This window comes from Micromonospora sp. NBC_01392 (assembly GCF_045040125.1).
In the GTDB taxonomy this organism is placed as follows: Bacteria; Actinomycetota; Actinomycetes; order Mycobacteriales; family Micromonosporaceae; genus Micromonospora.
On the sequence record NZ_CP109549.1, the window covers coordinates 5,635,372 to 5,658,781 of the forward strand.

The following is a 23,410-nucleotide window of genomic DNA, read 5'->3' on the forward strand; positions in this document are numbered from 1 at the left end:
CTCCTGACACCCCGGCCCAACTCAGCGGACGCAAGGGGATGAAGGCGTTGCAAGAACTTGCGACGCGTGGTGCCAGGAAGTTACCAGCTTCGATCAGAAGAAACCAGATGTTCACCGTCGACGATGTGTGCAACCCCTTGCACCGACCGCCCACCTCTTTCATTCGGACCGCGTTCAGCCACCGGCGGGCGGGGTGAAGACGCCGAGCAGGTTGCCGGACGGGTCGCACAGCCGCGCGTGCACCAGGCCGCTCGGCGCGGTCACCGGCGCCGACAGCACCGTGCCGCCGGCCGCCTCCGCCCGCCGGCACGCCTCCGCCACATCCGTCACCTGGGCGTAGAAGATCGCGTAGTTGTCGGCGGCGGCGTCGGTGCCCCGGATCGCGCCGCCGATCCCCCGCTCGCCGCCGGCCGCCGTCTGCCGGTACGAGTTACCCGGGCCGCCCTGCTCCTCGAAGCTCCAGCCGAACAGGTCGGCGTAGAAGCGCTGCGCCTCGTCCGGACGGTCGGAGCCGATCTCGAACCAGGTCACCGGCGTGCTGGACATGCTGTCTCCTCACCGCGCCGGCCGGTCGGCCGACGTCGTCAGGAACCAGCGTCGGGCAGGTCCACGACAGCGTCCTGTCGGTGTTTCTCCGGCGCGTCGGCGTCGGCCCGCATCAGCAGCTCCAGCCGGTGGGCCCGATCGGGCCACTCGAGCCGGGCCTTGGCCACGAACGCGAGCAACACCACCCGATCCCGCGGGCTGACGCCGCGTTCCAGCAGACGCGTCACCGTCCCGACCGTCGACTCTTCGAGCCGGGCGTGGGAGACGGTCAGCTCGACGATCACACTGGTGAACACCAGCGCGAACGTGTGGTCCACCGCCGCGTCACCCCCCGCCGCCCGCTCGACGCAGTTCAGCATCGCGGTGGCGACCGCCGGATCGTTGACCAGCCCCTCGTTCCGGCAGGCGAGCAGCACCTCCGCGACCACCGCCGGGGACGCCTCCTGGTCCTGCGCCAGCCGGTCCAGGAGCAGACGCAGGAAGGCCGCCCGGTCCCAGACCGGCACCCGCTCGGACACCTCGTCGGTCAGCCGCACGCAGCGCAGGTACACGTCCCGGCGCTGCCGCTGGCTCGCCGGCCGCAGCGGCAACAGCCAGGCGGTGAGCAGCGCCCGCGCGACCGACAAGGCCACCCCGCCCGCCGGGGTCCGGAACGTGGTGAGCGCCGGGTGCAACTGGTCGATCATCGGTTCCAGCGTGTGCACCAGCAACGCCTCACCCCGGTCGCAACTCAGGTGCGCCGCGCGCCGCAGCCGCACCAGCAGCTCCACCGGAAGCCGGTAGCCGGAGCCCAGCCCGCCGGCCGGCAGCCCGGACACCCAGCCCAGGTCCGGCTCGGGTGGCACGGCGAACCGGCCGTCCACCCGGAGCCGCACGTCGCGGGTGGACGCCTCGCCCAGCCGCTCCAGGGCCAGCAGGTCGGCGAAGCCGTCCCACTCGTCGGCGGCGAGCTGTGACCGCCACAGCCCGACCTGGGCGCGCCACTCGTCCACCGGCACGGCCTCGTCCGGGAACAGCTCCCGCCCGGTCACCTCCCCCGCCACCGCCAGGACGAGCAGCAGCAGGTTGGCGCTGTAGGCGGCGTGACGCACGGTCACCCGCAGGCGTCGGGGCCGGTAGCCGTCGAAGCGGCGCGACCCGGCCTCGTACCCCGCGCTCCGGAACAACCGCAGCAACAGGCGGGCCGACGCGTCCCGCCGGGTCTCGTCCCACCCGGACATCTGCTCGGTGAGGAAGCCGAGAACGGTGGCCCGGCTGCTCAGCACCGCGTACGACAGCAACGCGTGCAACAGGTCGTCGGTGGCCGGCTCGCCACCCCAGGGCAGGCTGGCCGCGGACTCCCGGTCCACCAGGTCGGCCACCGCCTGCACGGTCAGCCGCGCGACCAGGAACTCACCGAACGTCGCGTGCAGGAACTCGTACGTCTCGCGACGCCGCTCCTCGTCGACGGCCCGCGCCCGGTGGATGAAGAAGAACCGGCCCAGCACCAGGTCGGCCGCCGGCAACGGGACCCGGAGCCCGGCCGGACGCCCCTCCGCCGGGCCGGCGACCGGCAACGCCGCCAGGTCGGCGCCCAACTCCTCGGCGGTGACCCACTGGGTGCCCCGGTTGAACATCGCGAACGCCACCACGGCCAGCCGGCGCAGCTCCTCCTCGACCGCCCGATCCAGGTCCGGGCCGGGCAGACCCGGGCGATGCTTGCCCACCTCCCGCCGGGCGAACCGGCCCAGCAGCCGCCCGTACAGCTCGCCGCGGCGCAGCTCCGCGGCCCGGCGCAGGTCGTGCCCCTCGGCGTCGTAGAGGGCGAGCATCAACAGCAGCAGCGGCTGCTCGGCCAACTCCCGGTGGGACAGCACGGTGGCCGGATCGAGCGGGCGCGCGCCCGGCGCGCGGAAGGCGGCGGCGTTGACCCGGTTCCAGGTGCGCACCCAGGCGTCGACCCGGGGCTCGTCGAACGGCTCCAGCCGTACCGCCACCGTGCCGGGCGGGGGCTGCGCCCGGTCGGCCACGCTGGTGCGGCTGGTGACCAGCACGGCCACCGGCCGCCCCTGGTCCGCCTCGCGGCGCTGGAAGGCCGCCACCCGCCGCAGGTAGTCGGTCTGGCTGACGCCGGTGGCCTGGAGCAGCTCGTCGAAGCCGTCCAGCAGCACGACCGGCAGCGCGTCCCCGGCCGAGCGGGCCAGCACCGGCCAGTCGAGCCGTTCCCCGGTGTCGTCGCGGATCGCCTGCTCGATCTGGTCCTGGAGGTCGCCGGCCGCGTACACCTCGCGGAGCACCACCCGGACCACGAGGAAGTCCGCCGCCGGCAACTGGGCGGCGACGACCCGGGTGAGCACCGACTTGCCGGACCCGGGCTGCCCGAGGACCAGCAGCGGCGCCCGGGTCCCGCCGAGGCCGGTGAGGTGGACCACGAGGGACTGCCAGAGGTCGTCCCGGACGGGCTGCTCGGCCCACCAGGTCTCGTCGCCGGGCCGCGCGAACGGGCTCAGCTCGGCGATCCGGCAGCGCGGCGGCACGTACGCCTCGCCGAGTGTCGGCACGGTCAGCCCCGCCGGCACGTCACCGGAGGAGATCACCGGCCGGCGCAGCTCGGCGGCGTACGCGGCGGCGAGCGCGGCCCGACGCGGGTCCGGGTCGCGGCCGGTGGAGAGTTCGGTCAGGGCCTGCCGCAGGTCGGCCAGCCCGAGCGAGAGCCGACGCACCTCCGCCCGGGTCGCCTCGTGCTCGTGCAGGTCGAGCCAGAGCGACACCTCGGGGAAGTCGACGGCGAGCCGGGTGAGCAGGTCCCGGTGCCGGTCGGCGGCGAACGCCGGCAACCCGATCAGCGCCCGGCGGACCGGCAGGTTCCCGTCGATGTGGCCCAGCTCGGCGAGCCCGCCCAGGAAGTAGACCAGCGGCCGGAGCAGCCCGTGGTAGTAGTCGACGAGCGCCGCACGGAACGCGGGATACGGCAGCTGCGGGCCGGGCACCGGCGCCGTCATGGCGAAGAGATGTTCGACGAGGTCGTCGTCGGGCGGCACCGGCCCGGACCCGGCCAGGGTCACCTGCTCCGCCGCGGTGATCCGCAGGTCCTCGACGTCGAACGGGAGGTCGACGTCGTGCAGCGCCTCGAAGAACGCGGTCACCGCGATCACCGCGTGGGCCGCCTCCAGCCGCTGCGTCCGCCCGTACCGGGACAGCCCGGAGCGCTTCTCGGACACGCCGCGCACCAGCTCGTGGCCGAGCCGGACGAACTCCGCCTTGGCGTCGAAGATGCCGAGCAGCGCCGGCACCGGCACCGACGCGGCCAGCAGCACCCCGCCGGTCAGCTTGTCGAACCAGTCGACGACCCTGCTCTTCTCCCCGCCGAGCAGGCGTACGGCGTCGGCGTAGCTGAGCGTGTCGGGCACCGGCGTTCCTCCCCGGGGACGGCAGACCCGCCAGCGTCCCCCATCCGAACCGGAGACGCTGTCGGGTTTCAGACCAGGGTCAGCGGGCGCAGCCGGTCGACCGGGAGGTCGAGGTCGTCGAGGTGCAGCTCCCGGGTCACCGGCTCGGCCAGCGGGCGCACCGAGCGGATCCGGTCGGTGCGGAAGCAACGCAGCCCGTCGCGCAGCCGGCACCAGGCCACCAGATACCAGTGCGTCGCGTTGCCCAGGTAGGCCAGCGGCTCCACGTCGCGCGCCGAATCCGCGCCGTCGCGGTCGGCGTACCGCAGGCGCAGCACCCGCCCGGCGGCGACCGCGTCGGCGACGGCGGCCGGGACCGGCGTGCCCGGCCCGTCGCCCACCAGGTGCACCCGGCCGGCGAGCCGGTGCGCCTCGGCCACCGCGGCCGGCGGCATCACCGCGACCAGTTTGCGCAGCGCCGCGCCGGCCGCCGGGGCGAACGGGGAGCCGCCCAGCCGGTGCAGCGCCACGGCCATCGCCACCGCCTCGGCCGGGGTCAGGTTGACCGGCGGCAGCGTGCGGGCGCGGTCGACCACGTAGCCGCCGGTGCGGCCCGGCTCGGCCCAGATCGGCACCCCGGCGCCCTGGAGCGCGGAGATGTCGCGCTCGACGGTGCGGGTGCTGACCTCGAAGCGGCGGGCCAGCCAGCCCGCGCTGCGCGGGCGCGGCGACACCGCCCGCAGCTCCTCGACCAGGGCGTAGAGACGGTCGGTGCGGTTCACGTCCCGGACGCTATGCCCCGGGTCCGACAATCGGTCAGGCGATGCAGGCGCAGACGATCAGCGCGGCGCCGAAGTGGGTGGCGGCGCTGACCCGGGCCGCCGGGTGCGGCTCGTCGGCGGCGATGACGTCGCCGAGGCGGCCCGGCGTGAGAAGGTCCAGCACCAGGAAGGCCAGCGCCATCACCAGCAGGCCGACCAGCCCGAAGATCACCGTGGAGGCCAGCCCCTTGGCGAACGAGCTGTAGCTGGTCAGCACCGCGGTGAAGACGATGCCGGCGATGCCGAGCTGGTTGGCGGCCAGCAGCAGCGCGGCGTTGCCGTTGCGGCGCGTCCAGATCAGCTCGCGCAGCTTGCCCGGGGTGAGCAGGTCGACAAGCAGGAAGCCGGCGGCCATCAGCGCCACCCCCACGACCCCGAACACGATGCTCTGCCACGCCCCGTTGAGCAGGTCTTCCAGCACCGAACGCCTCCCCGGCTCCACCCGCCCGGGCGCGGTGCGCGGGCGGTGCCGCAGACGATAGCGGCACCGCGCAAACTCGATCTAGAGGGAGAGGTAGCGCTGCCGCTCGTAGGGGGTGACCTCGCGGCGGTACTGCTCCCACTCGGCCCGCTTGTTGCGTAGGAAGAAGTCGAAGACGTGCTCGCCGAGCACCTCGGCGACCAGCTCGGAGCCGGCCATCACGTCGATCGCCTCGGACAGGTTCTCCGGCAGCGCCTCGTATCCCATGGCGCGGCGTTCGGCGCTGCTCAGCGACCAGACGTCGTCCTCGGCGCCCGGGGGCAGCTCGTAGCCCTCCTCGATGCCCTTCAGGCCGGCGCCGAGCATGACCGCGAAGGCCAGGTAGGGGTTGGTCGCGGAGTCCAGCGAGCGGACCTCGACCCGGGCCGAGTTCGGCTTGCCGTACGCCGGCACGCGGACCAGCGCGGACCGGTTCAGGTGACCCCAGCAGACGTACGCCGGGCTCTCGGTGATCCGGTCCGGCAGCGCCTGCGGGAACAGCCGCTTGTACGAGTTGACCCACTGGTTGGTGACCGCGGTGTACTCCCGGGCGTGGGTGAGCAGCCCGGCGATGAACGACTTGGCGACCTTGGACAGCTTCATCGGGTCACCGGCGTCGTGGAACGCGTTGCGCTCGCCCTCGAACAGCGACAGGTGGGTGTGCATGCCGTTGCCCGGCTGGTCGGTGAACGGCTTCGGCATGAAGCTGGCCTGTACGCCGGTGGAGAGCGCCACCTCCTTCACCACGTGCCGGAACGTCATGATGTTGTCGGCGGTGGTGAGCGCGTCGGCGTACCGCAGGTCGATCTCCTGCTGGCCGGGGGCGACCTCGTGGTGGCTGAACTCCACCGAGATGCCGATCCGTTCCAGCGCCAGCACCGCCTGGCGGCGGAAGTCGCGCGCCACGGCGTGCGTGGTGTGCTCGAAGTAGCCGCCGGTGTCCACCGGGATCGGCACCGAGCCGTCCTGCGGGCCGTTCTCCAGCAGGAAGAACTCGATCTCGGGGTGGGTGTAGAAGGTGAAGCCCTTGTCGGCCGCCCGGGACAGCATCCGGCGCAGCACGTGCCGCGGGTCGGCCCAGGAGGGGCTGCCGTCGGGCAGCAGGATGTCGCAGAACATCCGGGCGCTCTCGCCGCTGACCCCGCCCTCGAACGGGAACACCTGGAACGTGGTCGGGTCGGGCATGGCGACCATGTCCGACTCGAAGACCCGGGCGAACCCCTCGATGGCGGAGCCGTCGAAGCCGATGCCCTCCTCGAAGGCCGCCTCCAGCTCCGCCGGGGCCACCGAGACGCTCTTGAGCGTGCCGAGCACGTCGGTGAACCACAGCCGGACGAAACGGATGTCCCGCTCCTCCAGCGTACGGAGGACGAACTCCTGCTGACGGTCCACATCCACCCCTCGTGACACGTACGTTCTCCACCGATCGGGTCGGACCGGCTGACCGCTCAGTCTCCACCGACCCCGTTACGCCGACGTTACGCCCTTCCCCGGCCCGCCGCCCTACCGTGTCCCGGCCCGGGAGACGGTGGCCGGGTCCGGAGCATCCGGCCGGATTCGGGCCGGACGGCTGGGGCAAGATGGGGGACATGCCCACCCTGCGTCTCGCCCTGTGCCAGGTCAACCCGACGGTCGGCGACCTCACCGGCAACGCCGACCGGGTCCGCGCGTGGACCCGCAAGGCCGCTGACTCCGGCGCCCAGCTCGCGCTCTTCCCCGAGCTGATGCTGACCGGCTACCCGGTCGAGGACCTGGTCTTCCGGCGGTCCTTCGTCGCCGCGTCCCGGGCCGCGCTGCACCGGCTCGCCGCCGACCTGGCCGACGACGGCCTCGGCGAGCTGCCGGTGCTGGTCGGCTACCTGGACGCGGACGGCCCGCCGCAGGTCAGCGCCGACGCCGAGCCGGGCCGGGGGGCCCGCAACGCGGCGGCGCTGCTGCACCGCGGCGAGGTGGTGGCCACCTACTTCAAGCACCACCTGCCCAACTACGGGGTGTTCGACGAGGACCGCTACTTCGTGCCCGGCGACACGCTGACCGTGGTCCGGGTCGGCGGCGTCGACGTGGCGCTGACCATCTGCGAGGACCTGTGGCAGGCGGGCGGGCCGTTCGCGGTGGCCCGGCAGGCCGGCGTCGGGCTGGTGCTCAGCATCAACGGCTCGCCGTACGAGCTGAACAAGGACGACGCGCGGTTGCCGCTGGTGCGCCGGCGCGCCGCCGAGGCGGGCGCCGCCATCGCGTACGTGAACATGGTCGGCGGCCAGGACGAGCTGGTCTACGACGGCGACTCGCTGATCGTGGCCGCCGACGGCACGCTGCTGGCCCGGGCGCCGCAGTTCGTGGAGCACCTGCTGGTGCACGATGTGGAGCTGCCGCCGGCGCCGGCGGCACGCGGTGGCGCCACCGACCTGGCCGACGGGATGCGGCTGGTCCGGCACGAGGTGCCGGCGGTCCCGGCCGCGCCGACCGGGCCGGCGGCGACCGGCGGGATCATCGAGCCGGTCGCCGACGAGGCCGAGGTGTGGCAGGCGCTGGTGCTGGGCCTGCGCGACTACGCCGACAAGAACCGGTTCCCCTCGGTGGTGCTCGGGCTCTCCGGTGGCATCGACTCGGCGGTGGCCGCGGCGCTCGCGGTGGACGCGCTCGGCCCGCGCCGGGTGGTCGGCGTCTCGATGCCCAGCCAGCACTCCTCCGAGCACTCCCGCACCGATGCCGAGGAACTGGCCAAGCGCACCGGCCTGGACTACCGGGTCGAGCCGATCCAGCCGATGGTCGACACGTTCCTGGCCAACATGTCGCTGTCCGGCGTGGCGGTGGAGAACCTCCAGGCCCGGGTCCGCGGCGTGATCCTGATGGCGCTGTCGAACCAGGAGGGCCACCTGGTGCTGACCACCGGCAACAAGAGCGAGCTGGCGGTGGGCTACTCGACGCTCTACGGCGACTCGGTGGGCGGCTACAACCCGGTCAAGGACGTGTGGAAGACGCTGGTCTGGCGGCTGGCGAAGTGGCGCAACGCGGACGCGGAACGGCGCGGCGAGACGCCGCCGATCCCGGAGAACTCGATCGGCAAGCCGCCGTCGGCCGAGTTGAGCCCCGGCCAGCTCGACAGCGACACGCTGCCCGACTACGACGTGCTCGACCCGATCCTGATCGGGTACGTCGACGGCGACCTGGGCCGGGACGGCCTGGTCGAGTCCGGTCACGACCCGGCGGTGGTCGACAAGGTGCTACGGATGGTGGATACCGCCGAGTACAAGCGGCGGCAGTCCGCGCCCGGCACCAAGATTTCCATGAAGGCGTTCGGGCGGGACCGGCGGCTGCCGATCACCAACCGCTGGCGCGAGGACGGCTGAGCGCGCCCGCGCCGGGAGTGAATTCCTCCACTCCGGCCTGCCCCCGACCGGCCGCCCGGTGCGACGATCGCGGGGAACCCGGGGACCGCGTGCGCGGCCTCGAGGAAGGAGATTGTCATGGTGGAGTCCACCCCGACCGAGGTGACCGCCCTCTACGGCGGGCCGGCCACCCGGCGGATCCGCACCCGCGACCTGATCGCCGCCAAGGAGCGCGGCGAGCGGTGGGCCATGCTCACCTCGTACGACCAGTACACCGCCTCGATCTTCGACCGGGCGGGGATTCCGGTGCTGCTGGTCGGCGACTCGGCCGCGAACAACGTGTTCGGCTACGAGACCACCCTGCCGGTGACCGCCGAGGAGCTGCTGCCGCTGGTCCGCGCCGTGGTACGCGCCACGACGCACTCGCTGATCGTCGGCGACCTGCCGTTCGGCTCGTACGAGGAGGGGCCGGCGCAGGCGCTGCGGACCGCGGTGCGGTTCATGAAGGAGGGCGGCTGCCACGCGGTGAAGCTGGAGGGCGGCCGGCGCTGCGCGGCGCAGATCGAGGCGATCGTCGGCGCCGGCATCCCGGTGATGGCGCACATCGGGTTCACCCCGCAGAGCGAGCACACGCTCGGCGGGTACCGGGTGCAGGGCCGGGGCGACACGGCCGAGGAGGTGCTCGCGGACGCGCGGGCGGTGGCCGAGGCGGGCGCGTTCGCGGTGGTGCTGGAGATGGTGCCGGGCGAGGTGGCCAAGCGGGTCACCGGTGAGCTGTCCATCCCGACCGTGGGCATCGGGGCCGGCCCGGACACCGACGGTCAGGTGCTGGTCTGGCAGGACATGGCCGGGTTGCGCACCGGCCGCGCGCCGCGGTTCGTCAAGCGCTACGCCGACCTGGCCGGCGCGTTGACCGACGCCACCCGCCAATTCGCCGACGAGGTACGCAACAGCGAGTTCCCCGCCGCCGAGCACACCTTCTGACGGCGTAAGGAGGGGCCCCTTGTTAACGCCTGGCGTAGAGCAGGGGCCCCTTCTTGACAGGCACGCTCAGAGATCGGTGACCCGGATGCCGGCGTGCGCCTTGTAGCGCTTGTTGATCGCGATCAGGTTCGCGGTGAACGCCTCGATCTGGTGGGCGTTGCGCAGGCGGCCGGCGTAGATGCCGCGCATGCCGGGGATCCGGGCGGCCAACGCGGCGACCACGCCGACCAGGTCCCGGTCCTCGGTGCAGATCAGCACGTCGAGGTCGATCCGGTCGACCTCCGGGTCGGCCAGCAACGGCGCGCTGACGTGGTTGAACGCGGCGCAGACCCGGGAGGCGGGCAGCAGCGCGGCGGCCTGCTGCACGGCGCTGCCCTCGGCCACGGTGAGCGCGTACGGGCCCTGCTTGTCGAAGCCGAGCGGGTTGACGCAGTCCACCACGATCTTGCCGGCCAGCGGCTCGGCGAGCGCGGTCAGGGTGGCGGCGTGCCCGTCCCACGGCACCGCGACGATCACCACGTCGCTGCGCCGGGCGACCTCGTCGTTGCCGGCGCCGGTGACCGTGGCGTCGCCCGGCACGCCGGGCAGCGCGGCGATCTCGGCCGCGGCCTCGGCGGCCCGGTCGGCCGTGCGGGAACCGATCAGCACGGTCTGCCCGGCCCGCGCGAACCGGTAGGCGAGCCCTCGGCCCTGGTCACCGGTGCCCCCGATGATGCCGACGGTGAGCCCGGAGATGTCGGGCAGCGTGGTCGCGTCGTAAGCCATGCGGCCATCCTCGCAAAGAGCGGCGGCGCACCGCGCGCCGAGACGCTGTGACAATGCCCGCGCGCGAGGGCGACACCGGTCGGGCGGACGCGCGGGCGACCCCGGTCAGGCGCGCTCGAAGGCGACCTTCCGCTCGGCCGGGTCGGCGACGGTCAGCCGGACCCGGACGCGCTCACCGAGCGGCAGTTCCCCGGTGCAGCGGGCCCGTACCGGCGGCTCGTCCAACGCGACCGTGCCGCCCGGCGTTCGGCCGGGCCGGCCGTTGCCCGCCGGTCGCGGCTCGTCCACGTCCAGCACCGCCGCCTCGAACGTCTCCCCCACCCGGGGCGCCAGCAGCACCGCCTCGGCCAGCTCGATCGCGCCGCGGGTGGCCGCGCCGGCCGTCCGGTCGGTCGCCGCCATCACCTCCGGCAGCTTCGGCAGCGCGGCACGGACGTGCGCGGGCACCTCCCGGCCGTCGTGCAGGGCGAGGCAGACCTCGGTGGCGTACCGGTCGGCGAGCCGGCGCAGCGGCGCCGTGACGTGCGCGTACGCGGCGGCCACCCCGCCGTGCTCCGGCTGCTCGGGCACCGCGCCGTCGAAGGCGGTGTACGCGGCCCCGCGCATCAGCTCGGCGGCCTGGTCGACGAACGCGGCGGCCCGGGGCTGCGACGCGTCCAGCCCGGCGAGCACCCGACCGACCGACGTGCCGTCCGGCCAGGGCACGCCGAGCGGGCCGGCGGCCAGCCGCAGCCGGTTGACCGCCTCCGTCCGGGGGCGGGGCATGGTCCGCAGCAGCCCGATCCGGCCGGCGAGCATGATGTCGGCGGCGGCCATGCCGGTCAGCAGCGAGATCTGGGCGTTGTGCTCCTCCATCGGGCCGGGGCCGCGCAGCACCAGCCGCCACCCGTCGCCGTCGGGCTCGACGTCCTGCTCGGGCAGCGGCAGGTTGATCGCGCCACGGCGCAGCCCGCGCTCGGTGAGCAGCGCGCCGATCTCGGGCAGCAGCGCGATCGGCTCGGGCAGCCGGCCGGCGTCGGCGTCGCGCTGCACGCCGCCGTAGTCGAGTTTGGCGCGGCTGCGGACCCGGGCCCGTTCGAGCGTGACCGCGACGGTGCCGCCGTCGGCGTCGAGGTCGATGGTCCAGAGCACGGCGGCCCGGTCGACGTCGGGCAGCAGGCTGGCCGCGCCCTCGCTGAGCGTGTGCGGGTGCAACGGCACGTTGCCGTCCGGCAGGTAGACGGTCTGGCCGCGACGCCAGGTCTCCGCCTCCAGCTCACCGCCGGGGCGGACGTGGGTGAGGACGTCGGCTATCGCGTACCGGACGCGGTAGCCGCCGCCGGCGCGGCGGGCGAGGTGCATGGCCTGGTCGAGGTCGCGCGAGGTCGCCGGGTCGACGGTGACGAACGGGACGTCGGTCCGGTCGGCGACGGCCGGCAGCGGCGCGGCTGCGGCGTCGTCGGCCTCGCGCTGCGCCGCGGGCGGGAAGCTGTCGGGCAGTCCCAGCTCGCGGCGCAGCGCGCCGAAGTCGATGCGGGGCGCCAGTACGCGTCGGATCACCACGCGGTCAATCCTGACAGCGCTCCGCCCGTTCCGCTCACCGACCCGGCGTGGTCGGCAGGCGGCCCCGCCCCGCCGGCGGCAGCCGTCAGGCGGACGCCCGGCGGGCCGGCGCCTTCCGGGCCGTGGTCGTGCGCGCGGTGGTGGTCTTGCGGGCCGGCGCCTTCTTGGCCGCCGTGGTCTTCTTCGCGGCGGTGGTGGTCTTACGCGCGGTGGTGGTCTTGCGCGCGGGCGCCTTCTTGGCCGCCGCCTTCCGGGCCGTCGGCCGGGTGGAGGCGGTGGTCTTCTTCGCCGCCGTCTTCTTCGCGGCCGTGGTCTTGCTGGCGGTGGTCTTCTTGGCCGCCGCGGTGACCTTCCGGGCTCCGGTCGTCTTCTTCGCCGCCGTGGTCTTCTTCGCCGCGGTGGTCTTCTTGGCCGCCGCGGTGGTGGTCTTCCTGGCCGGCGCCTTCTTCGCGGCGGTGGTCCTCTTCGCCGCTGCCGTCGTGGTCTTCTTCGCGGGGGCCTTCTTCGCCGCCGTCTTCTTCGCGGTGGCCTTCCTGGCGGGCGCGCTCTTGGCGGTGGTCCTGGTGGCCGGCGCCTTGCGCGCCGCCGACACGACCTTCTTGGCCGCCGCCTTCTTCGCGACCGCCTTCCTGGCCGGGGTCCGTCCGGCGCCGGCGCCCGAGGCGTTCGGCGACGCCTTGGTGACCGTCGTCGTCCTGCCCGCGGTGGTCCTCTTCGCGGTCGTCCGTTTCGCGGCCGGGCGGGTGGTGGCCTGCTGTGCTACGGCCATCTCGGTTCCCTTTCCTGGGGACGTGCTCTCGCCCTCGCGGAGCACGGATAACCTCGACGCGGTCCGTCCCGCGCCGTCTATCGGCCCTCCCCGGCCCAACGGGCGTCCTCGGCGTCCCACGCGTCGTTGCGCTCCCGCACCTGTTGCAGGGCGTTCTCCGCGTCGGCGGCTGAGGCGTACGGTCCGAGAACGTGCTTCGCGGGGCACACGTCGGCATCGGTCTCGACCCGGTGGTGTCGCGTGCACCAGTAGTAGTGCCCACCACTTCCGTCGTCGCTCATGCGATCACTGTGCACCGGGAACCGCCCGGCCGCCACCGGAACGCCACAAATAGTCGTCGCCTTCTCCACATTAGACCTGATCGGACCCGTTCCGAGGGGGAACGGCGGAAGACCTCCGCCGGGCGTCAGACGGGTGCCGCGACGGGCTCCGGACCGGGTGCCGAAGCCCGGGGCGGCCGGGCCGCCGCGACCGCGTACGCCACCGCGTAGGGCGTGCAGGCCAGGTAGAACATGGGCTCGACCACCACCCGGTCGGTGATGAGGAACCGTTCCCACGCCGTCGGACGGGGCAGCCCGAGCGACGAGTCGGTCCAGCAGGTGAACAGCCAGAGCGGCGCGGACACCCGGTCCACCGCGTCCGGCGGCAGGTCGGCGACGGCGGGTGCGGTCGCCGGGATCGCGGCGACCACCGTGAGGGCCACCGCCGCGTCGGCCGCGACCAGCGCGCCCAGGACCCCGACCAGCCAGGCCGTCCGCGTCCGTCCCCGCCGGGCCAACGCCCCGGCGGCCCAGACCGCCGGCACCAGCAGCGCCAGCCAGAGCAGCACGCCGGGCACCATCGCGGCCACGCCGCGCTCGCCCCGGCCGGCGAACAGGCCGAGCACCACCGCCGCCGTCGCGGCGATCGGCAGCACCACGCCGAGCGCGGTGGGCAGCGCCGGCACGCGTACGGTCCGCCGCGCGCACCGGACGACGGCGACCGCGAGCAGCGCGCCCAGCAGCGCGGTGCCGCCGGCCCAGACCGGGAGCTGTGCCGCGGTGGCCCAGCTCAGCCGGAACACCAGCCACTCGTAGGTCAGGTTCATCGTGGTCGCGGCGAGCACGAGCGCGGCGAGGCCGGCCGGCGGCGCGAGCAGCAACACCCCGGCGGTACGCCACAGGCGCCCGCGCGGCACGGCCCGGTCGACGGGCGACGTGGCCGCCCGGCTGGTCGCCAGGCTGGCGGCGAAGCGGAGCATCGCCCACCGCCGTCCCGACCGGGCCAGCTCGTGCAGCTCGGCGGCCCACTCCCGGCGCAGCTCGGCGCGGGATGCCGCCGGCCACCGGCGTACCGCCGCGCGCAGCAGGAGCGCGGCCAGCCGCCGGGTCACCACGCCGGGGCTCCGGCCGGCCCGACGCCGCCGGAGCGCGGACGGGGCCCGGGTGCCGGCGCGCGCAGCTCGGCCAGGGCCAGCCGGGCCGCGCGGATCCCGTCGCCGGTGAGACGGTAGTAGCGGCGGGCGGGCCGGCCGGCCGCGACCGGGTCGACGTCCTCCCAGTCGGCGGCGAGCCAGCCGGCCGCCCGGAGTCGGTGCAGCACCGGGTAGAGCGTGCCGCTGGGCAGGCCGGTGAGGCGCATCAGGTCGAGGCCGTAGCGCGGCTCGTCGGGTGCGGTGAGCAACGCCGAGAGCACCTTCACCACGGGAATGGTCAGTCGCACCGCCGTACTGTATCGGTTTACTACATAGGGTGGTGTCACCCGCCGGCTCGACGGCGCTTAGCAGGTGGGTCCACGATCGACCATCGGCCGGCGAGTCCCATATACGGGACCAGGGGCCGGCCGGGGCGGACCGGACAGGTGGATCACCGGCCACTCGGGTGCAGGCCGGACCTCCTTGTGGAAGCCTTCGACGAAGCATATTCACGGGAGGCGCCGGCTGTCAGCCCGCACGACACCCCGAGCGGAGACCGGCCCACCCGGCCAACACCCTGGGGAGAACACACCGTGGGCAACCTCGACGTCGCGTTGAAGAACGCGATGAGCATCGACGGCGCGATCGGAGCCGCGCTCGTCGACTACACCAGCGGCATGACACTCGGCGTGGCCGGCGGCACCGGTGAGATCGACCTGACGGTCGCCGCCGCCGGCAACACCGACGTGGTCCGCGCCAAGCTGCGCACCATCGAGATGTTGAAGCTCGACGAGGAGATCGAGGACATCCTCATCACGCTCGGCAGCCAGTACCACCTCATCCGGCCGCTGAGCAACCGCACCGGCAAGGGCCTGTTCCTGTACCTCATGGTGAGCAAGAGCCGGGCCAACCTGGCGATGGCCCGGCACCAGCTGCGCACGATCGAGGAGAGCCTGGAACTGTGAGCCGGGTGGACGATCTCCCCCGCCGTACGCCGGCCGCGGCCGGCACGCTGCCACCGGCGCGGAGGTTGCCGCCGTCGCTGGCGGGCAACCCGACGCTGCCGTACCCGGCCATCAGCCGGGAACTGTCCGCCCTGCGGCTACAGATCCCCGGTGTGCACGGCTGCGTCCTCGGCGGCGTCGACGGCCTGCTGATCACGCACAACCTGCAGAACGAGGCCAACCCGGACGACCTGGCGGCGCTCGCGGCGACCATGTTCGGGCTGGGCCGGCAGGTCGGCTTCCGGCTGGGCCAGGGCGACTTCCAGCAGTCCACCGTGCGCAACGAGAACGGCTACCTCAGCGTGTACGCGGTCAGCCGGCAGGCGTTGCTCGCCGTGGTCGGCACGGACAGCATCAACGTGGCGCGTCTGCACCTGCACGCCCCGGACACCGCGGCCCGGCTCGCCGACCTGCTCGACGGCGTCACCCCGGCCACGCCCTGACCGACCGACCCGGTCGCGCCCGCCCCGTGGCCCGGCGCGACCGGGTCGTCGTCTCACCGGCGGGGAACGTCCCGCGGTTCTACCGGGCCGCCTCCACGAGCCGCTCGACGAGCAGCGCCACTCCGACGAGCACCATCGCCGTGCCGGCGACGTACGTGGTGATCCGGGCGACGCGGGGCCGCACCCCGAGGATGCGATCGGCGGCGTAACCGAGCGGGAGGTAGAAGAGCGCGACGATGAGCACGAAGACGCCGCCGAGGGTGGCGAGCTGCGCCGGCGGCGGCCATCCGCCGGCGCTCCGGGTGAACTGCGGCAGGACCGACAGGAAGATCAGGAGGCCCTTGGGGTTCAGGGCGCTCACGCCGACCCCCCGGATGAAGTAGCGGGCCGGGGAGGAGGCGGTCACGGCGTACGCGTCGACGTCACCGACCCGCCCGGTGCCGCGCAGGGTCCGGACGCCGAGGTGGATCAGGTAAGCGGCCCCGGCCACGGTGAGCCCGCTCAGGGCGAGGGGCAGGCCCGCGACGAGCGGACCGACACCGGCCGCGACCAGGAGCGTGATGAGCGCGTAGCCGGCCATGAGGCCACCCACGGCGGGCGCCACGACGCGGTCGTGCGTGCCGGCCGCGAGCACGAACGCCCAGTCGGGACCGGGGACGACGACGAGGGTGAACGCGATGGCGGCGAACGCGAGCACGGCAGCGGGTTCCACGGCTCCTCCCTCCTGCGAGGAAACCTATCGACCATTCGACAGAATGTGTTTCCGTCTTTTGCCGCCCCGATCGCAGGTTGTGGAAGAATCTCGACGATGGATGCGTCTGATCGGAAGATCCTTGCCGAGTTGCAGCAGGACGGGCGGTTGAGCCTGACCGACCTGGCGGCACGGATCGGGTTGACGGTGTCTCCGACGCATCGGCGGGTGCGTGACCTGGAAGCGTCCGGGGCGATCGTGGGCTACCGGGCGGTGGTGGACCCGAAGAAACTGGGGTTGGGCTTCGAGGCCCTGGTGTTCGTCACCATGAAGCAGGAGGACCGGGCCACGCTGCTCGCCTTCGAGGAGGGCGTGGCAGCCGTCCCGAACGTCCTGCTGGCCCAGCGCCTGTTCGGTGACCCGGACTACCTGCTCCGTGTGCGGACGGCCGACCTGGACGCGTACGCGCGACTGGAGGACGACGTGTTGTCGGCGCTCCCCGGCGTCCAGCGGCTGAACTCCACGCTCGTGATGAAGAGCTTCGTGCTCGACCGCCCCTACCCCACCGACCTCGAATAGCGCGCGGGCAGTCAGCCGCCGAAGCGCGCGGTCCAGGCGGTCACGTCCGCGACTGTGGTGTTGCCGCCACAGACCACCAGGCCCAGCCGGGCGTCCGCACCCACCCGGTCGCGGACCCGACGGGCCGCCGGCAGCAGACATCCGGCGGCCGGCTCGGCCCAGACCTTCGCGTGCTCCGCCAACTCCACCGTGCCGCGCACCGCCTCCGCGTCGGAGACCACGAGCACGTCGGTGACCAGCGCCGTCACGTGGTCGTAGGTGAGCTGCGAGACGGTCGGCGCGCTGAGCGTGGTGACGATCGACGACAGCGACACCTCGACCGGCCCGCCCTTGGCGAGGGCCTGCGACATGGCCTGCGCGCCTTCGGTCTCCACGCCCCAGACGCGTACCCCCGGCCGGCGGGCCCGCAGCGCCGCGGCCACCCCGGAGATCAGCGCCCCGCCGCCGACGCTGACCAGCACATCGGTCAGCTCACCGGCGTCGTCGGCGAACTCCAGCCCGACGGTGCCCTGCCCGGCGAGCACCACCGGGTCGTCGAACGGGTGCAGCAGCGTGCGACCGTCCTCCCGCAACCGGGACATGAGCGCGAACGCGGCGGCCATGTCGTCGGTCAGGCGGACGTCCGCGCCGGCCGCGCGCGAGACCTCGACGGCCCGCGCCGGCGCGGTCCGCGGCATCACCACGGTCGCCGCCACGCCCAGCGTCCCGGCCATCACCGCCACCGCGATGCCGTGGTTGCCGCCACTGACCGCCACCACGCCGGCCGCCCGCTCGGCGTCGTCGAGCGCGAGCAGCTTCGCCGCCGCGCCCCGGGCCTTGAACGACCCGGTACGTTGCAGGAGCTCCAGCTTGGCGGTGACCGGCACGCCGAGCAGCTCGGACAGGCCGGGGCTGGGCACGGTGGGCGTGTGGACCACGTGACCGGCGATCCGGTCCGCGGCGGCCTCGATGTCCGCGAGCGCGATCATCACCGCAGCGTGCCACAACCCCTCGGTCCAGGACCGCGAGGGACCGCCGGCCGACCGAGGCGGCCTCCCCGCACCGGTCGGTCAGTCGGTCGCCTAGGCTGCGCGCATGTCGTTGCCGGTGGCCGGTGGTGCCGTGGCGCGGTGCGGGGCGGTCGCGCTCGCCGTCCACCCGACGGAACGGTGAGCACGATGACCGAACCCGGGTCCGCGCTGCCGTGGGGGATGCTGCACACCATCGGCGTGGTGAGCACGACGCCCAGCATGACCCGGGCCGCCGAGCTGCTGCGGGTCTCGCAGCCGGCGCTGAGCCGACGGGTGAACGCCGCCGAACAACTCGCCGGCACCGACCTGTTCGACCGCACCGGCAGCGGGGTGCAGGTCACCACCGCCGGTCGGGCGCTGGCCGACGCCGCGCGACGCATGGCGGGCCCGCTGCGCGCCGCCACCGCTCCCCCGGTCGCCGGCCCATCCGAGTGCGCCTTCGCCACCTATGTGACCTCGCTCGGCGAGCTGGTGCGGTGGTTCTCGCAACGGTGGCCGGCGAGCCGGTGGCACGGGGCCGAACTCCGGCCGGAACTCGCGATGGTCGAACTGGCGCAGGGCGCCCTCGACATCTTCCTCGGGGTGCACACGCTGCACCACGCGCCGGTCGCCGCGTCGGTACGGCGGCACGTGGCCGTCCGCGATCCGCTGCGGCTGGCGATGAGCACCCGGCATCCGCTCGCCGCGAACCCGGTGCTGACGCTCGCCGAGCTCCGGCACGAGCCCTGGCTGACCAGCAACGATCCGGCGGTCGAGCAACTCCTGGTCGAGGCGTGCCGGGGCCACGGCTTCCGCCCGCGGATCGCGTACCGGACCGACCGCACCCGCAGCATCCGGGATCTGGTGGCGGGCGGGCACGCGGTGACGCTCTGCGTGCCGGTCGCCCGCACCGACGACGAGGTGGTGGTCCGCCCGGTGATCGGCCTGCCCAGCCTGGACCTGGTGGTGGCCTGGAATCCCGAGCGGCTTCCCGCCGCACTCGCCGACCGGTTCTGCGGCGTCCTCATCGGCTGGTATCTCTCCCGCGCGTGGTCCGTGCCGGCGTTTCGGTCCTGGTTGGACACGCACCACGCCGAGGTGATCAGCGCCGGGACGATCGGCGTCGACGAGGCCGGCGACCCCGACCCGGCTCGCGACGTCATCGACTGGAACGACCTCCAGGCCGCCTTCGAGGTGCTGCGCACCGGCTCCGCCCCGCAGGCCGCCTCCCGGCTGGGCTGCTCGCCGAGCACCGTGCAGCGACGCCTCCACCGGCTGGAGCGCCAGGTGGGCGATGCGCTGCTGGAGCGGTCCGCCGAGGGCCGGCCGGAGCCGACCGTACGGGGCTTCCTGTTGCTGCACCACCTCTACCGGGCGCAGGCGGCGCGTGATGCGCAACTGACCGCCGGGACGCCGTCGATCTCCAACAACACATAGCCGCAGGCTAAATTGTCTTAGCATTGGCGGAATGGCTTTTCCGGAGCGGGAAAGCCGGATCCGCGCTTCGCGCGATTCACCTCTGGTTGCTAACGTCCGATCTCATCAAGCGTTCGTCGTCTATGTGACGGCGAGCAATTATCCACGCTCCGAAGTGGCCCACGAACTGGAGGTAAGACGTATGCGGAAACGCGTTCCCCGCCGGATGGGAGCAATGCTGCGGCACGGACTCGCCGCCCTGGCCGTGCTCGGCCTGACCGTCGTCGGCACCGTCGCCGGCAACACCGAACCCGCCCGCGCCGACTCGACTGTCGTCTGCGCCAACGCCGGTGTGCCGGCCGGCTACGTGGTCACCGGCGTCGGGATCAACCAGTGCGCCGGCTACCACCGGCTGGCCATCACCAACGACCTCTACGAGGGCATCCCCGTCTGCAGCCTGTGGGGAATCCCCGGGGGCTGGTACGCCACCGGCGGTGCCGCCAATGACGCCACCTGCGGATACAGCAACCGTTTCCAGATCAGGGCCGGCCTCTACGACGGCATCTCCGTCTGCGCGGCGACCGGCATTCCCGGCGGCTGGATCGCCACCGGCGCCCGGTCCAACGACCCGAACTGCGCGAACCTCAACCGCTACCAGATCACCTCCAGCCTGTACGACGGCATCTCCATGTGCGCGGCGTCGGACGTCCCCGGCGGCTGGGTGGTCACGCAGGTGTTGGCCAACGACCCGAACTGCGCATACCTCAACCGGTACGTCATCCGACGACTCTGATCCCGGTTCGACCTTCGGCGTAATTCCATTCCGCACAGCTCGCATCCCGCACGCGAGAAAGGCAGCAGACAATGGACAGAAGACCCTTCAGAACGTGGGCGACGACGGCCCGGAACGGCGCGGTGGCGCTGACCGTCACGGTGGCCGGAGTGGGCGCGTCCCTGGCGATCGGCAGCCCGGCCCAGGCCGCGACGACCTCCATCTGCGCGGTCGGCTCGATTCCCGCCGGGTGGGTCGCGACCCTGGGCCGCTCCAACGACCCGAGCTGCGGCTACCTGAACCGTTGGCAGATCACGAACGAGATCTACCCCGGCATGAGCATGTGCGCGGCGAGCAACGTGCCGGACGGCTGGTACGTGTCCCAGGTCCTGGCCAACGATCCCAACTGCGCCTACCTGAACAGGTTCACCATCTACCCGTACTGACCGGTGCGACAGGGACGGGCCCGGCCGGCCGGCCGGGCCCGTCCCCGAGTGGGCAGCTGATGGCGGGTGGCTCCTCCGGCGTCCTATGCGCCGCGTCACCGGCCGGATTGACTGTCAGTCGTCGAACTCGAACCCGCTCGCCTCGGCGTCCGCCATCAGCCGACGCATGCGGTCACCGTCGGACGCGACCAGATTCAGCAGGGCTTCCAACTCTTGCAGTGCCTGTCGATCGGTGCCGTAAGCGCAGAACATGCCGCCCTCCGGGTCGTAGGCGAACCGGCCTCGAAGCGTCGGAGCCTCGGTGCTGACGAGAACCTCCGCGACGCCTTCCCAGAAGTACCCGTTGGGCTCGTGACCGAGTTCCTCGACCAAGGCGTCAACCGGCGTGGTCCCCGCATCGAGCAGCAGCGAAAACCGCCCTGGAGTCGTCTCGATCAGCCTGAGCAAGGTCATCTTCGAAGCCTGGCACCGGTCGGTGGCCGGCGCAAGATCCGAACTCGTTGTCATGCCGCAGTTCCGGTTCTCCGGCCACAGCGCGGCCGAGGCGTGGCACCGGGGACACCGAGCCGACGGTCACCTCACATCGCGCAGTACGGACCGGGTCAGTGCGGTCAGCCCGGCGTCCCAGCGCTCGTCGGACCAGTCGCTCAGATGCTCCACGAGGTCGCTGCGGACGGCCGCCAGCAGGGCGTGGGCCAGGTAGTCCGCCGCCTCCGGGCCCCGCGCCTCGGAGACGAGACCGGCCAGCAGGGTGTGCCACTCCTCGTACGACTCGGCACGGTAGGGGCTGCCGTTGCCCGCGTTCTCCAGAGCCAGCGTCAGCACCCGGTTGTCCCGCTTGAACCGCACCAGTTCGCGGAGCAGGTGCAGGACCCGTTCCGCCGGTGGGCCGTCCGGCCGATCCGCCGCGAGTGTCGTCCGGAGGCGGTCGCCGCGGATGCCGTGCAGGGCACGGACGAGGCCCTCCCGGTCGCCGAAGTGCCGGAACAGCGTGCCCTTGCCCACTCCGGCGGCGGCGGCCACGTCGTCCATGGAGATCCGCTCAGGGTCGGTCGCGGCCGCGAACAGCCGATCCGCCGCAGCCAGCACCGCCTCCCGGTTGCGTACCGCGTCGGCTCGCACATGCCCTCCCCAACAAACGGACCGACGGTCCGCTAAGCTCTAAACGGACCGACCGTCCGCTTATCGTAATCCGTGGCGGACGGTCACCGACGTAGAAGGGACGCCTGTGCCGAGAACCACCGTCCAACTGTTCCACCACGCCATCGACCTCCTGCTCGCCAAGGACATGGCGGGCTTCATCGCGCTGTTCGCCGGCGACGGCGTGATGGAGTTCCCGTTCGCGCCGGCCGGGCAGCCCAACCGGCTGGCCGGCCGGGCCGCACTGCACGACTACCTCATCGGCTATCCGAACGTCCTGGACATTCGGGAGATCACCGACGTCACCGTGCACGAGACCGTAGACCCGGCGGTGGTCGTCACCGAGTTCACCGCCGCAGGCGTCGTCGTGGCCACCGGCAAGCCGTACCAGCTGCGATACATCGCCGTCCTGACCGGCCGCGACGGACACCTCGTGCACTACCGCGACTACTGGAATCCGCAGGCCGCGCAGGAACTGCTCAACGGCGGGCTGGTGCAATCATGATCCTCGTCATCGGCGGCACCGGAACGACCGGCCGCCTCGTCACCGAGAGACTCACCGCCACCGCCCACCCGGTCCGCGCCGCCAGCCGCCGGGCATCCGCCGGAGACGTTCGTTTCGACTGGTACGACCCCAGCACCCACGCCGCCGCGCTGGACGGCGCGACCGGCTTGTACCTGATCCCACCCGTCGGCGACGCCAACCCGGCACCCGTCATGCTGCCCTTCCTGGACCTGGCCCGAAGGGCCGGCGTACGGCGGGCCGTCCTGCTCAGCTCCTCGGCGATCGAGGCCGACGACCCGGGGTTGGGCGAGGTGCAGGCCAGGCTCGGCAGACTGTTTCCCCAGTGGGCGGTGCTGCGACCGTCCTGGTTCATGGAGAACTTCGTGGGCGACCATCCGCACGCGGTGAGCGTCCGGGAGCGTGGCGAGATCGTCAGCGCCACCGGCGACGCCCGGGTCGCGTTCGTCGATCCGGCCGACATCGCCGAGGTGGCCGTCCGCGCGCTCACCGACCCGACGTCGCACGACACCGAGCACATCGTCACCGGGCCCGAACGGTTGAGTTACGCCGACATCGCCGCGATCCTCACCGACATCGGCGGACGCCCGGTCCGGCACCGTGCCGTCGACGAGGACGCGCTCGCGGCGTACCACGAGTTGCACGGCCTCCCGCCCGACTTCGCCCGCTTCCTCGCGGGCCTGGACACGGCGGTCGCGGCCGGCGCGGAGGATCGGACCACCACCACCGTCGCGGACGTGACCGGACGCCGGCCCCGCTCCTTCCGGGACTTCTGCCGCGAGCGGCTACCCGGCGAACTCCCGGCCGGAGCCGCATGACGGGCGGCAATGTGCCGGCTGCGCTGGTACAGCCAGATCAGCGTGGAACTGGCGGCGGTCGGGCCCTGGCAGTGGCCCGGCCGCCCAGGTTGGGGCTTCCGCCTGCCGGGGCGGCCAAACCGATCGGCTAGCCACCGGGTGCCGGGTAGCAGCATCGGCTCCACCGCAGGATGCGGTGGTCCCCGGGAAGGCCGGGCCGGTACCGTCCGGGCTGATCAGCAACGCGGACGGCGAGGTGGACATGGGCAGCGGTGACGGTACGACGGTGCTGTGGCGCCCGACCGGGCCGGCGGAGCTGGACCTCGTCCGCGAGTCCGGATGGCGGGCATGGCCGCCGCGCCTGCCGGACCAGCCGATCTTCTACCCGGTCCTGAACGAGGACTACGCGGTCAGGATCGCCCGGGACTGGAACGTGCCCGCCTCCGGCGTCGGCTACGTGACCCGCTTCCACGTGGAGTCGGAGTTCCTGAAGCGCTACCCGGTGCGACAAGCCGGCGGGCAGACCATCCTGGAGCTGTGGGTGCCCGCTGAGGAGCTTGCCGAGTTCAACGCGCACATCGTGGGTCCGATCGAGGTCGTGCACGAGTTCCGGTAGCCGTCGAGGCGGAGAAA

At 73.1% G+C, this 23,410-nt stretch carries 25 protein-coding genes and 1 pseudogene; 11 read left to right on the forward strand and 15 right to left on the reverse strand.

Annotated features, from left to right (window positions below):
• Positions 1 to 174 precede the first annotated feature (174 nt).
• From OG767_RS24160 to glnA, 5 genes are all read right to left on the reverse strand, one after another.
• Positions 175 to 546 (reverse strand): VOC family protein, encoded by a 372-nt coding sequence (locus OG767_RS24160; protein ID WP_405090636.1) that lies wholly within the window; start codon positions 544 to 546, stop codon positions 175 to 177.
• Between the two features lie 38 nt (positions 547 to 584).
• Positions 585 to 3,935 (reverse strand): NACHT domain-containing protein, encoded by a 3,351-nt coding sequence (locus OG767_RS24165; RefSeq protein WP_405090637.1) that lies wholly within the window; start codon positions 3,933 to 3,935, stop codon positions 585 to 587.
• Positions 3,936 to 4,003: 68 nt separating this feature from the next.
• Positions 4,004 to 4,696 (reverse strand): helix-turn-helix transcriptional regulator, encoded by a 693-nt coding sequence (locus OG767_RS24170; RefSeq protein WP_405090638.1) that lies wholly within the window; start codon positions 4,694 to 4,696, stop codon positions 4,004 to 4,006.
• A gap of 34 nt (positions 4,697 to 4,730) precedes the next feature.
• Positions 4,731 to 5,156: a DUF350 domain-containing protein gene (locus OG767_RS24175; protein ID WP_107161579.1), complete on the reverse strand. Its 426-nt coding sequence runs from the start codon at positions 5,154 to 5,156 to the stop codon at positions 4,731 to 4,733.
• Between the two features lie 81 nt (positions 5,157 to 5,237).
• Positions 5,238 to 6,587, reverse strand: a complete 1,350-nt coding sequence (gene glnA, locus OG767_RS24180; RefSeq protein WP_107161577.1) for a type I glutamate--ammonia ligase — start codon at positions 6,585 to 6,587, stop codon at positions 5,238 to 5,240.
• 197 nt (positions 6,588 to 6,784) lie between these two features.
• On the opposite strand from glnA, the gene OG767_RS24185 reads away from it, so the two are divergent.
• Both OG767_RS24185 and panB read left to right on the forward strand, forming a co-directional pair.
• Positions 6,785 to 8,545 (forward strand): NAD+ synthase, encoded by a 1,761-nt coding sequence (locus OG767_RS24185; protein WP_405090639.1) that lies wholly within the window; start codon positions 6,785 to 6,787, stop codon positions 8,543 to 8,545.
• Between the two features lie 117 nt (positions 8,546 to 8,662).
• Positions 8,663 to 9,508: a 3-methyl-2-oxobutanoate hydroxymethyltransferase gene (gene panB, locus OG767_RS24190; protein WP_405090640.1), complete on the forward strand. Its 846-nt coding sequence runs from the start codon at positions 8,663 to 8,665 to the stop codon at positions 9,506 to 9,508.
• Between the two features lie 66 nt (positions 9,509 to 9,574).
• On the opposite strand, the gene npdG is transcribed toward panB, so the two are convergent.
• From npdG to OG767_RS24220, 6 genes are all read right to left on the reverse strand, one after another.
• Positions 9,575 to 10,273 (reverse strand): NADPH-dependent F420 reductase, encoded by a 699-nt coding sequence (npdG, locus tag OG767_RS24195; RefSeq protein WP_405090641.1) that lies wholly within the window; start codon positions 10,271 to 10,273, stop codon positions 9,575 to 9,577.
• A gap of 105 nt (positions 10,274 to 10,378) precedes the next feature.
• Complete coding sequence (locus tag OG767_RS24200; RefSeq protein ID WP_405090642.1) at positions 10,379 to 11,815, reverse strand: RNB domain-containing ribonuclease; 1,437 nt, start codon at positions 11,813 to 11,815, stop codon at positions 10,379 to 10,381.
• A gap of 85 nt (positions 11,816 to 11,900) precedes the next feature.
• The gene (locus OG767_RS24205; protein ID WP_405090643.1) at positions 11,901 to 12,584 is read right to left on the reverse strand and encodes a histone; all 684 of its coding nucleotides are present in this window, start codon (positions 12,582 to 12,584) and stop codon (positions 11,901 to 11,903) included.
• Positions 12,585 to 12,661: 77 nt separating this feature from the next.
• The gene (locus tag OG767_RS24210) at positions 12,662 to 12,865 is read right to left on the reverse strand and encodes a hypothetical protein (RefSeq protein ID WP_107161651.1); all 204 of its coding nucleotides are present in this window, start codon (positions 12,863 to 12,865) and stop codon (positions 12,662 to 12,664) included.
• Positions 12,866 to 12,990: 125 nt separating this feature from the next.
• A complete protein-coding gene (locus tag OG767_RS24215; RefSeq protein ID WP_405090644.1) occupies positions 12,991 to 13,959 on the reverse strand; it encodes a hypothetical protein in 969 nt (322 codons plus the stop codon).
• Positions 13,953 to 14,285, reverse strand: coding sequence for a PadR family transcriptional regulator (locus OG767_RS24220; protein WP_405090645.1), 333 nt, complete (start codon positions 14,283 to 14,285; stop codon positions 13,953 to 13,955). Before OG767_RS24220 ends, OG767_RS24215 begins: the two co-directional genes overlap by 7 nt.
• A 285-nt stretch (positions 14,286 to 14,570) precedes the next feature.
• Here OG767_RS24220 and OG767_RS24225 point away from each other — a divergent pair, with 285 nt between their 5' ends.
• Positions 14,571 to 14,942, forward strand: coding sequence for a hypothetical protein (locus OG767_RS24225; RefSeq protein ID WP_405090646.1), 372 nt, complete (start codon positions 14,571 to 14,573; stop codon positions 14,940 to 14,942).
• Positions 14,943 to 14,947: 5 nt separating this feature from the next.
• Complete coding sequence (locus OG767_RS24230) at positions 14,948 to 15,424, forward strand: roadblock/LC7 domain-containing protein (RefSeq protein WP_405090647.1); 477 nt, start codon at positions 14,948 to 14,950, stop codon at positions 15,422 to 15,424.
• Positions 15,425 to 15,503: 79 nt separating this feature from the next.
• Here OG767_RS24230 and OG767_RS24235 read toward each other — a convergent pair whose 3' ends face one another.
• A complete protein-coding gene (locus tag OG767_RS24235; protein WP_405090648.1) occupies positions 15,504 to 16,136 on the reverse strand; it encodes a LysE family translocator in 633 nt (210 codons plus the stop codon).
• Positions 16,137 to 16,232: 96 nt separating this feature from the next.
• Here OG767_RS24235 and OG767_RS24240 point away from each other — a divergent pair, with 96 nt between their 5' ends.
• Positions 16,233 to 16,694, forward strand: coding sequence for an Lrp/AsnC family transcriptional regulator (locus OG767_RS24240; RefSeq protein WP_405090649.1), 462 nt, complete (start codon positions 16,233 to 16,235; stop codon positions 16,692 to 16,694).
• Between the two features lie 11 nt (positions 16,695 to 16,705).
• Here the strand turns inward: OG767_RS24240 and OG767_RS24245 are convergent, their stop codons facing one another.
• A complete protein-coding gene (locus OG767_RS24245) occupies positions 16,706 to 17,662 on the reverse strand; it encodes a threonine/serine dehydratase (RefSeq protein WP_405090650.1) in 957 nt (318 codons plus the stop codon).
• Positions 17,663 to 17,851: 189 nt separating this feature from the next.
• Between OG767_RS24245 and OG767_RS24250 the strand changes: the two genes are divergently transcribed.
• The 3 genes from OG767_RS24250 (at position 17,852) to OG767_RS24260 (ending at position 20,317) form a co-directional block, all read left to right on the forward strand.
• Complete coding sequence (locus OG767_RS24250) at positions 17,852 to 19,120, forward strand: LysR family transcriptional regulator (protein ID WP_405090651.1); 1,269 nt, start codon at positions 17,852 to 17,854, stop codon at positions 19,118 to 19,120.
• 214 nt (positions 19,121 to 19,334) lie between these two features.
• Positions 19,335 to 19,892 (forward strand): hypothetical protein, encoded by a 558-nt coding sequence (locus OG767_RS24255; protein WP_405090652.1) that lies wholly within the window; start codon positions 19,335 to 19,337, stop codon positions 19,890 to 19,892.
• 71 nt (positions 19,893 to 19,963) lie between these two features.
• Positions 19,964 to 20,317, forward strand: a complete 354-nt coding sequence (locus tag OG767_RS24260; protein ID WP_405090653.1) for a hypothetical protein — start codon at positions 19,964 to 19,966, stop codon at positions 20,315 to 20,317.
• Positions 20,318 to 20,431: 114 nt separating this feature from the next.
• Here OG767_RS24260 and OG767_RS24265 read toward each other — a convergent pair whose 3' ends face one another.
• Together OG767_RS24265 and OG767_RS24270 are read right to left on the reverse strand one after the other, a co-directional pair.
• Complete coding sequence (locus OG767_RS24265; protein WP_405090654.1) at positions 20,432 to 20,770, reverse strand: immunity 51 family protein; 339 nt, start codon at positions 20,768 to 20,770, stop codon at positions 20,432 to 20,434.
• Between the two features lie 120 nt (positions 20,771 to 20,890).
• Positions 20,891 to 21,439, reverse strand: a complete 549-nt coding sequence (locus OG767_RS24270; RefSeq protein WP_405090655.1) for a TetR/AcrR family transcriptional regulator — start codon at positions 21,437 to 21,439, stop codon at positions 20,891 to 20,893.
• 106 nt (positions 21,440 to 21,545) lie between these two features.
• Between OG767_RS24270 and OG767_RS24275 the strand changes: the two genes are divergently transcribed.
• The 3 genes and pseudogenes from OG767_RS24275 to OG767_RS24285 all read left to right on the forward strand — a co-directional run bounded on the left by OG767_RS24275 (position 21,546) and on the right by OG767_RS24285 (position 23,393).
• The gene (locus OG767_RS24275) at positions 21,546 to 21,962 is read left to right on the forward strand and encodes a nuclear transport factor 2 family protein (protein WP_405090656.1); all 417 of its coding nucleotides are present in this window, start codon (positions 21,546 to 21,548) and stop codon (positions 21,960 to 21,962) included.
• A 620-nt stretch (positions 21,963 to 22,582) separates the two neighbouring features.
• Positions 22,583 to 22,693, forward strand: a pseudogene (locus OG767_RS24280) (ergot alkaloid biosynthesis protein); the annotation flags it as partial.
• Between the two features lie 346 nt (positions 22,694 to 23,039).
• Positions 23,040 to 23,393 carry a hypothetical protein gene (locus tag OG767_RS24285; protein WP_405094290.1) on the forward strand — a complete coding sequence of 118 codons (354 nt, stop codon included), beginning with the start codon at positions 23,040 to 23,042 and terminating at the stop codon, positions 23,391 to 23,393.
• Positions 23,394 to 23,410: the final 17 nt, after the last annotated feature.

What these genes read in the sequence shown, in the direction of transcription:
- OG767_RS24240 (WP_405090649.1), top strand. Translation starts at nt 16,233, where the DNA reads ATGGATGCGTCTGATCGGAAGATCCTTGCCGAGTTGCAGCAGGACGGG.
- OG767_RS24205 (WP_405090643.1), bottom strand. Translation starts at nt 12,584, where the DNA reads ATGGCCGTAGCACAGCAGGCCACCACCCGCCCGGCCGCGAAACGGACG.
- OG767_RS24260 (WP_405090653.1), top strand. Translation starts at nt 19,964, where the DNA reads ATGGACAGAAGACCCTTCAGAACGTGGGCGACGACGGCCCGGAACGGC.
- OG767_RS24285 (WP_405094290.1), top strand. Translation starts at nt 23,040, where the DNA reads ATGGGCAGCGGTGACGGTACGACGGTGCTGTGGCGCCCGACCGGGCCG.
- OG767_RS24210 (WP_107161651.1), bottom strand. Translation starts at nt 12,865, where the DNA reads ATGAGCGACGACGGAAGTGGTGGGCACTACTACTGGTGCACGCGACAC.
- OG767_RS24245 (WP_405090650.1), bottom strand. Translation starts at nt 17,662, where the DNA reads ATGATCGCGCTCGCGGACATCGAGGCCGCCGCGGACCGGATCGCCGGT.
- OG767_RS24255 (WP_405090652.1), top strand. Translation starts at nt 19,335, where the DNA reads ATGCTGCGGCACGGACTCGCCGCCCTGGCCGTGCTCGGCCTGACCGTC.
- OG767_RS24250 (WP_405090651.1), top strand. Translation starts at nt 17,852, where the DNA reads ATGACCGAACCCGGGTCCGCGCTGCCGTGGGGGATGCTGCACACCATC.
- npdG (WP_405090641.1), bottom strand. Translation starts at nt 10,273, where the DNA reads ATGGCTTACGACGCGACCACGCTGCCCGACATCTCCGGGCTCACCGTC.
- OG767_RS24160 (WP_405090636.1), bottom strand. Translation starts at nt 546, where the DNA reads ATGTCCAGCACGCCGGTGACCTGGTTCGAGATCGGCTCCGACCGTCCG.
- panB (WP_405090640.1), top strand. Translation starts at nt 8,663, where the DNA reads ATGGTGGAGTCCACCCCGACCGAGGTGACCGCCCTCTACGGCGGGCCG.
- OG767_RS24185 (WP_405090639.1), top strand. Translation starts at nt 6,785, where the DNA reads ATGCCCACCCTGCGTCTCGCCCTGTGCCAGGTCAACCCGACGGTCGGC.
- OG767_RS24265 (WP_405090654.1), bottom strand. Translation starts at nt 20,770, where the DNA reads ATGACCTTGCTCAGGCTGATCGAGACGACTCCAGGGCGGTTTTCGCTG.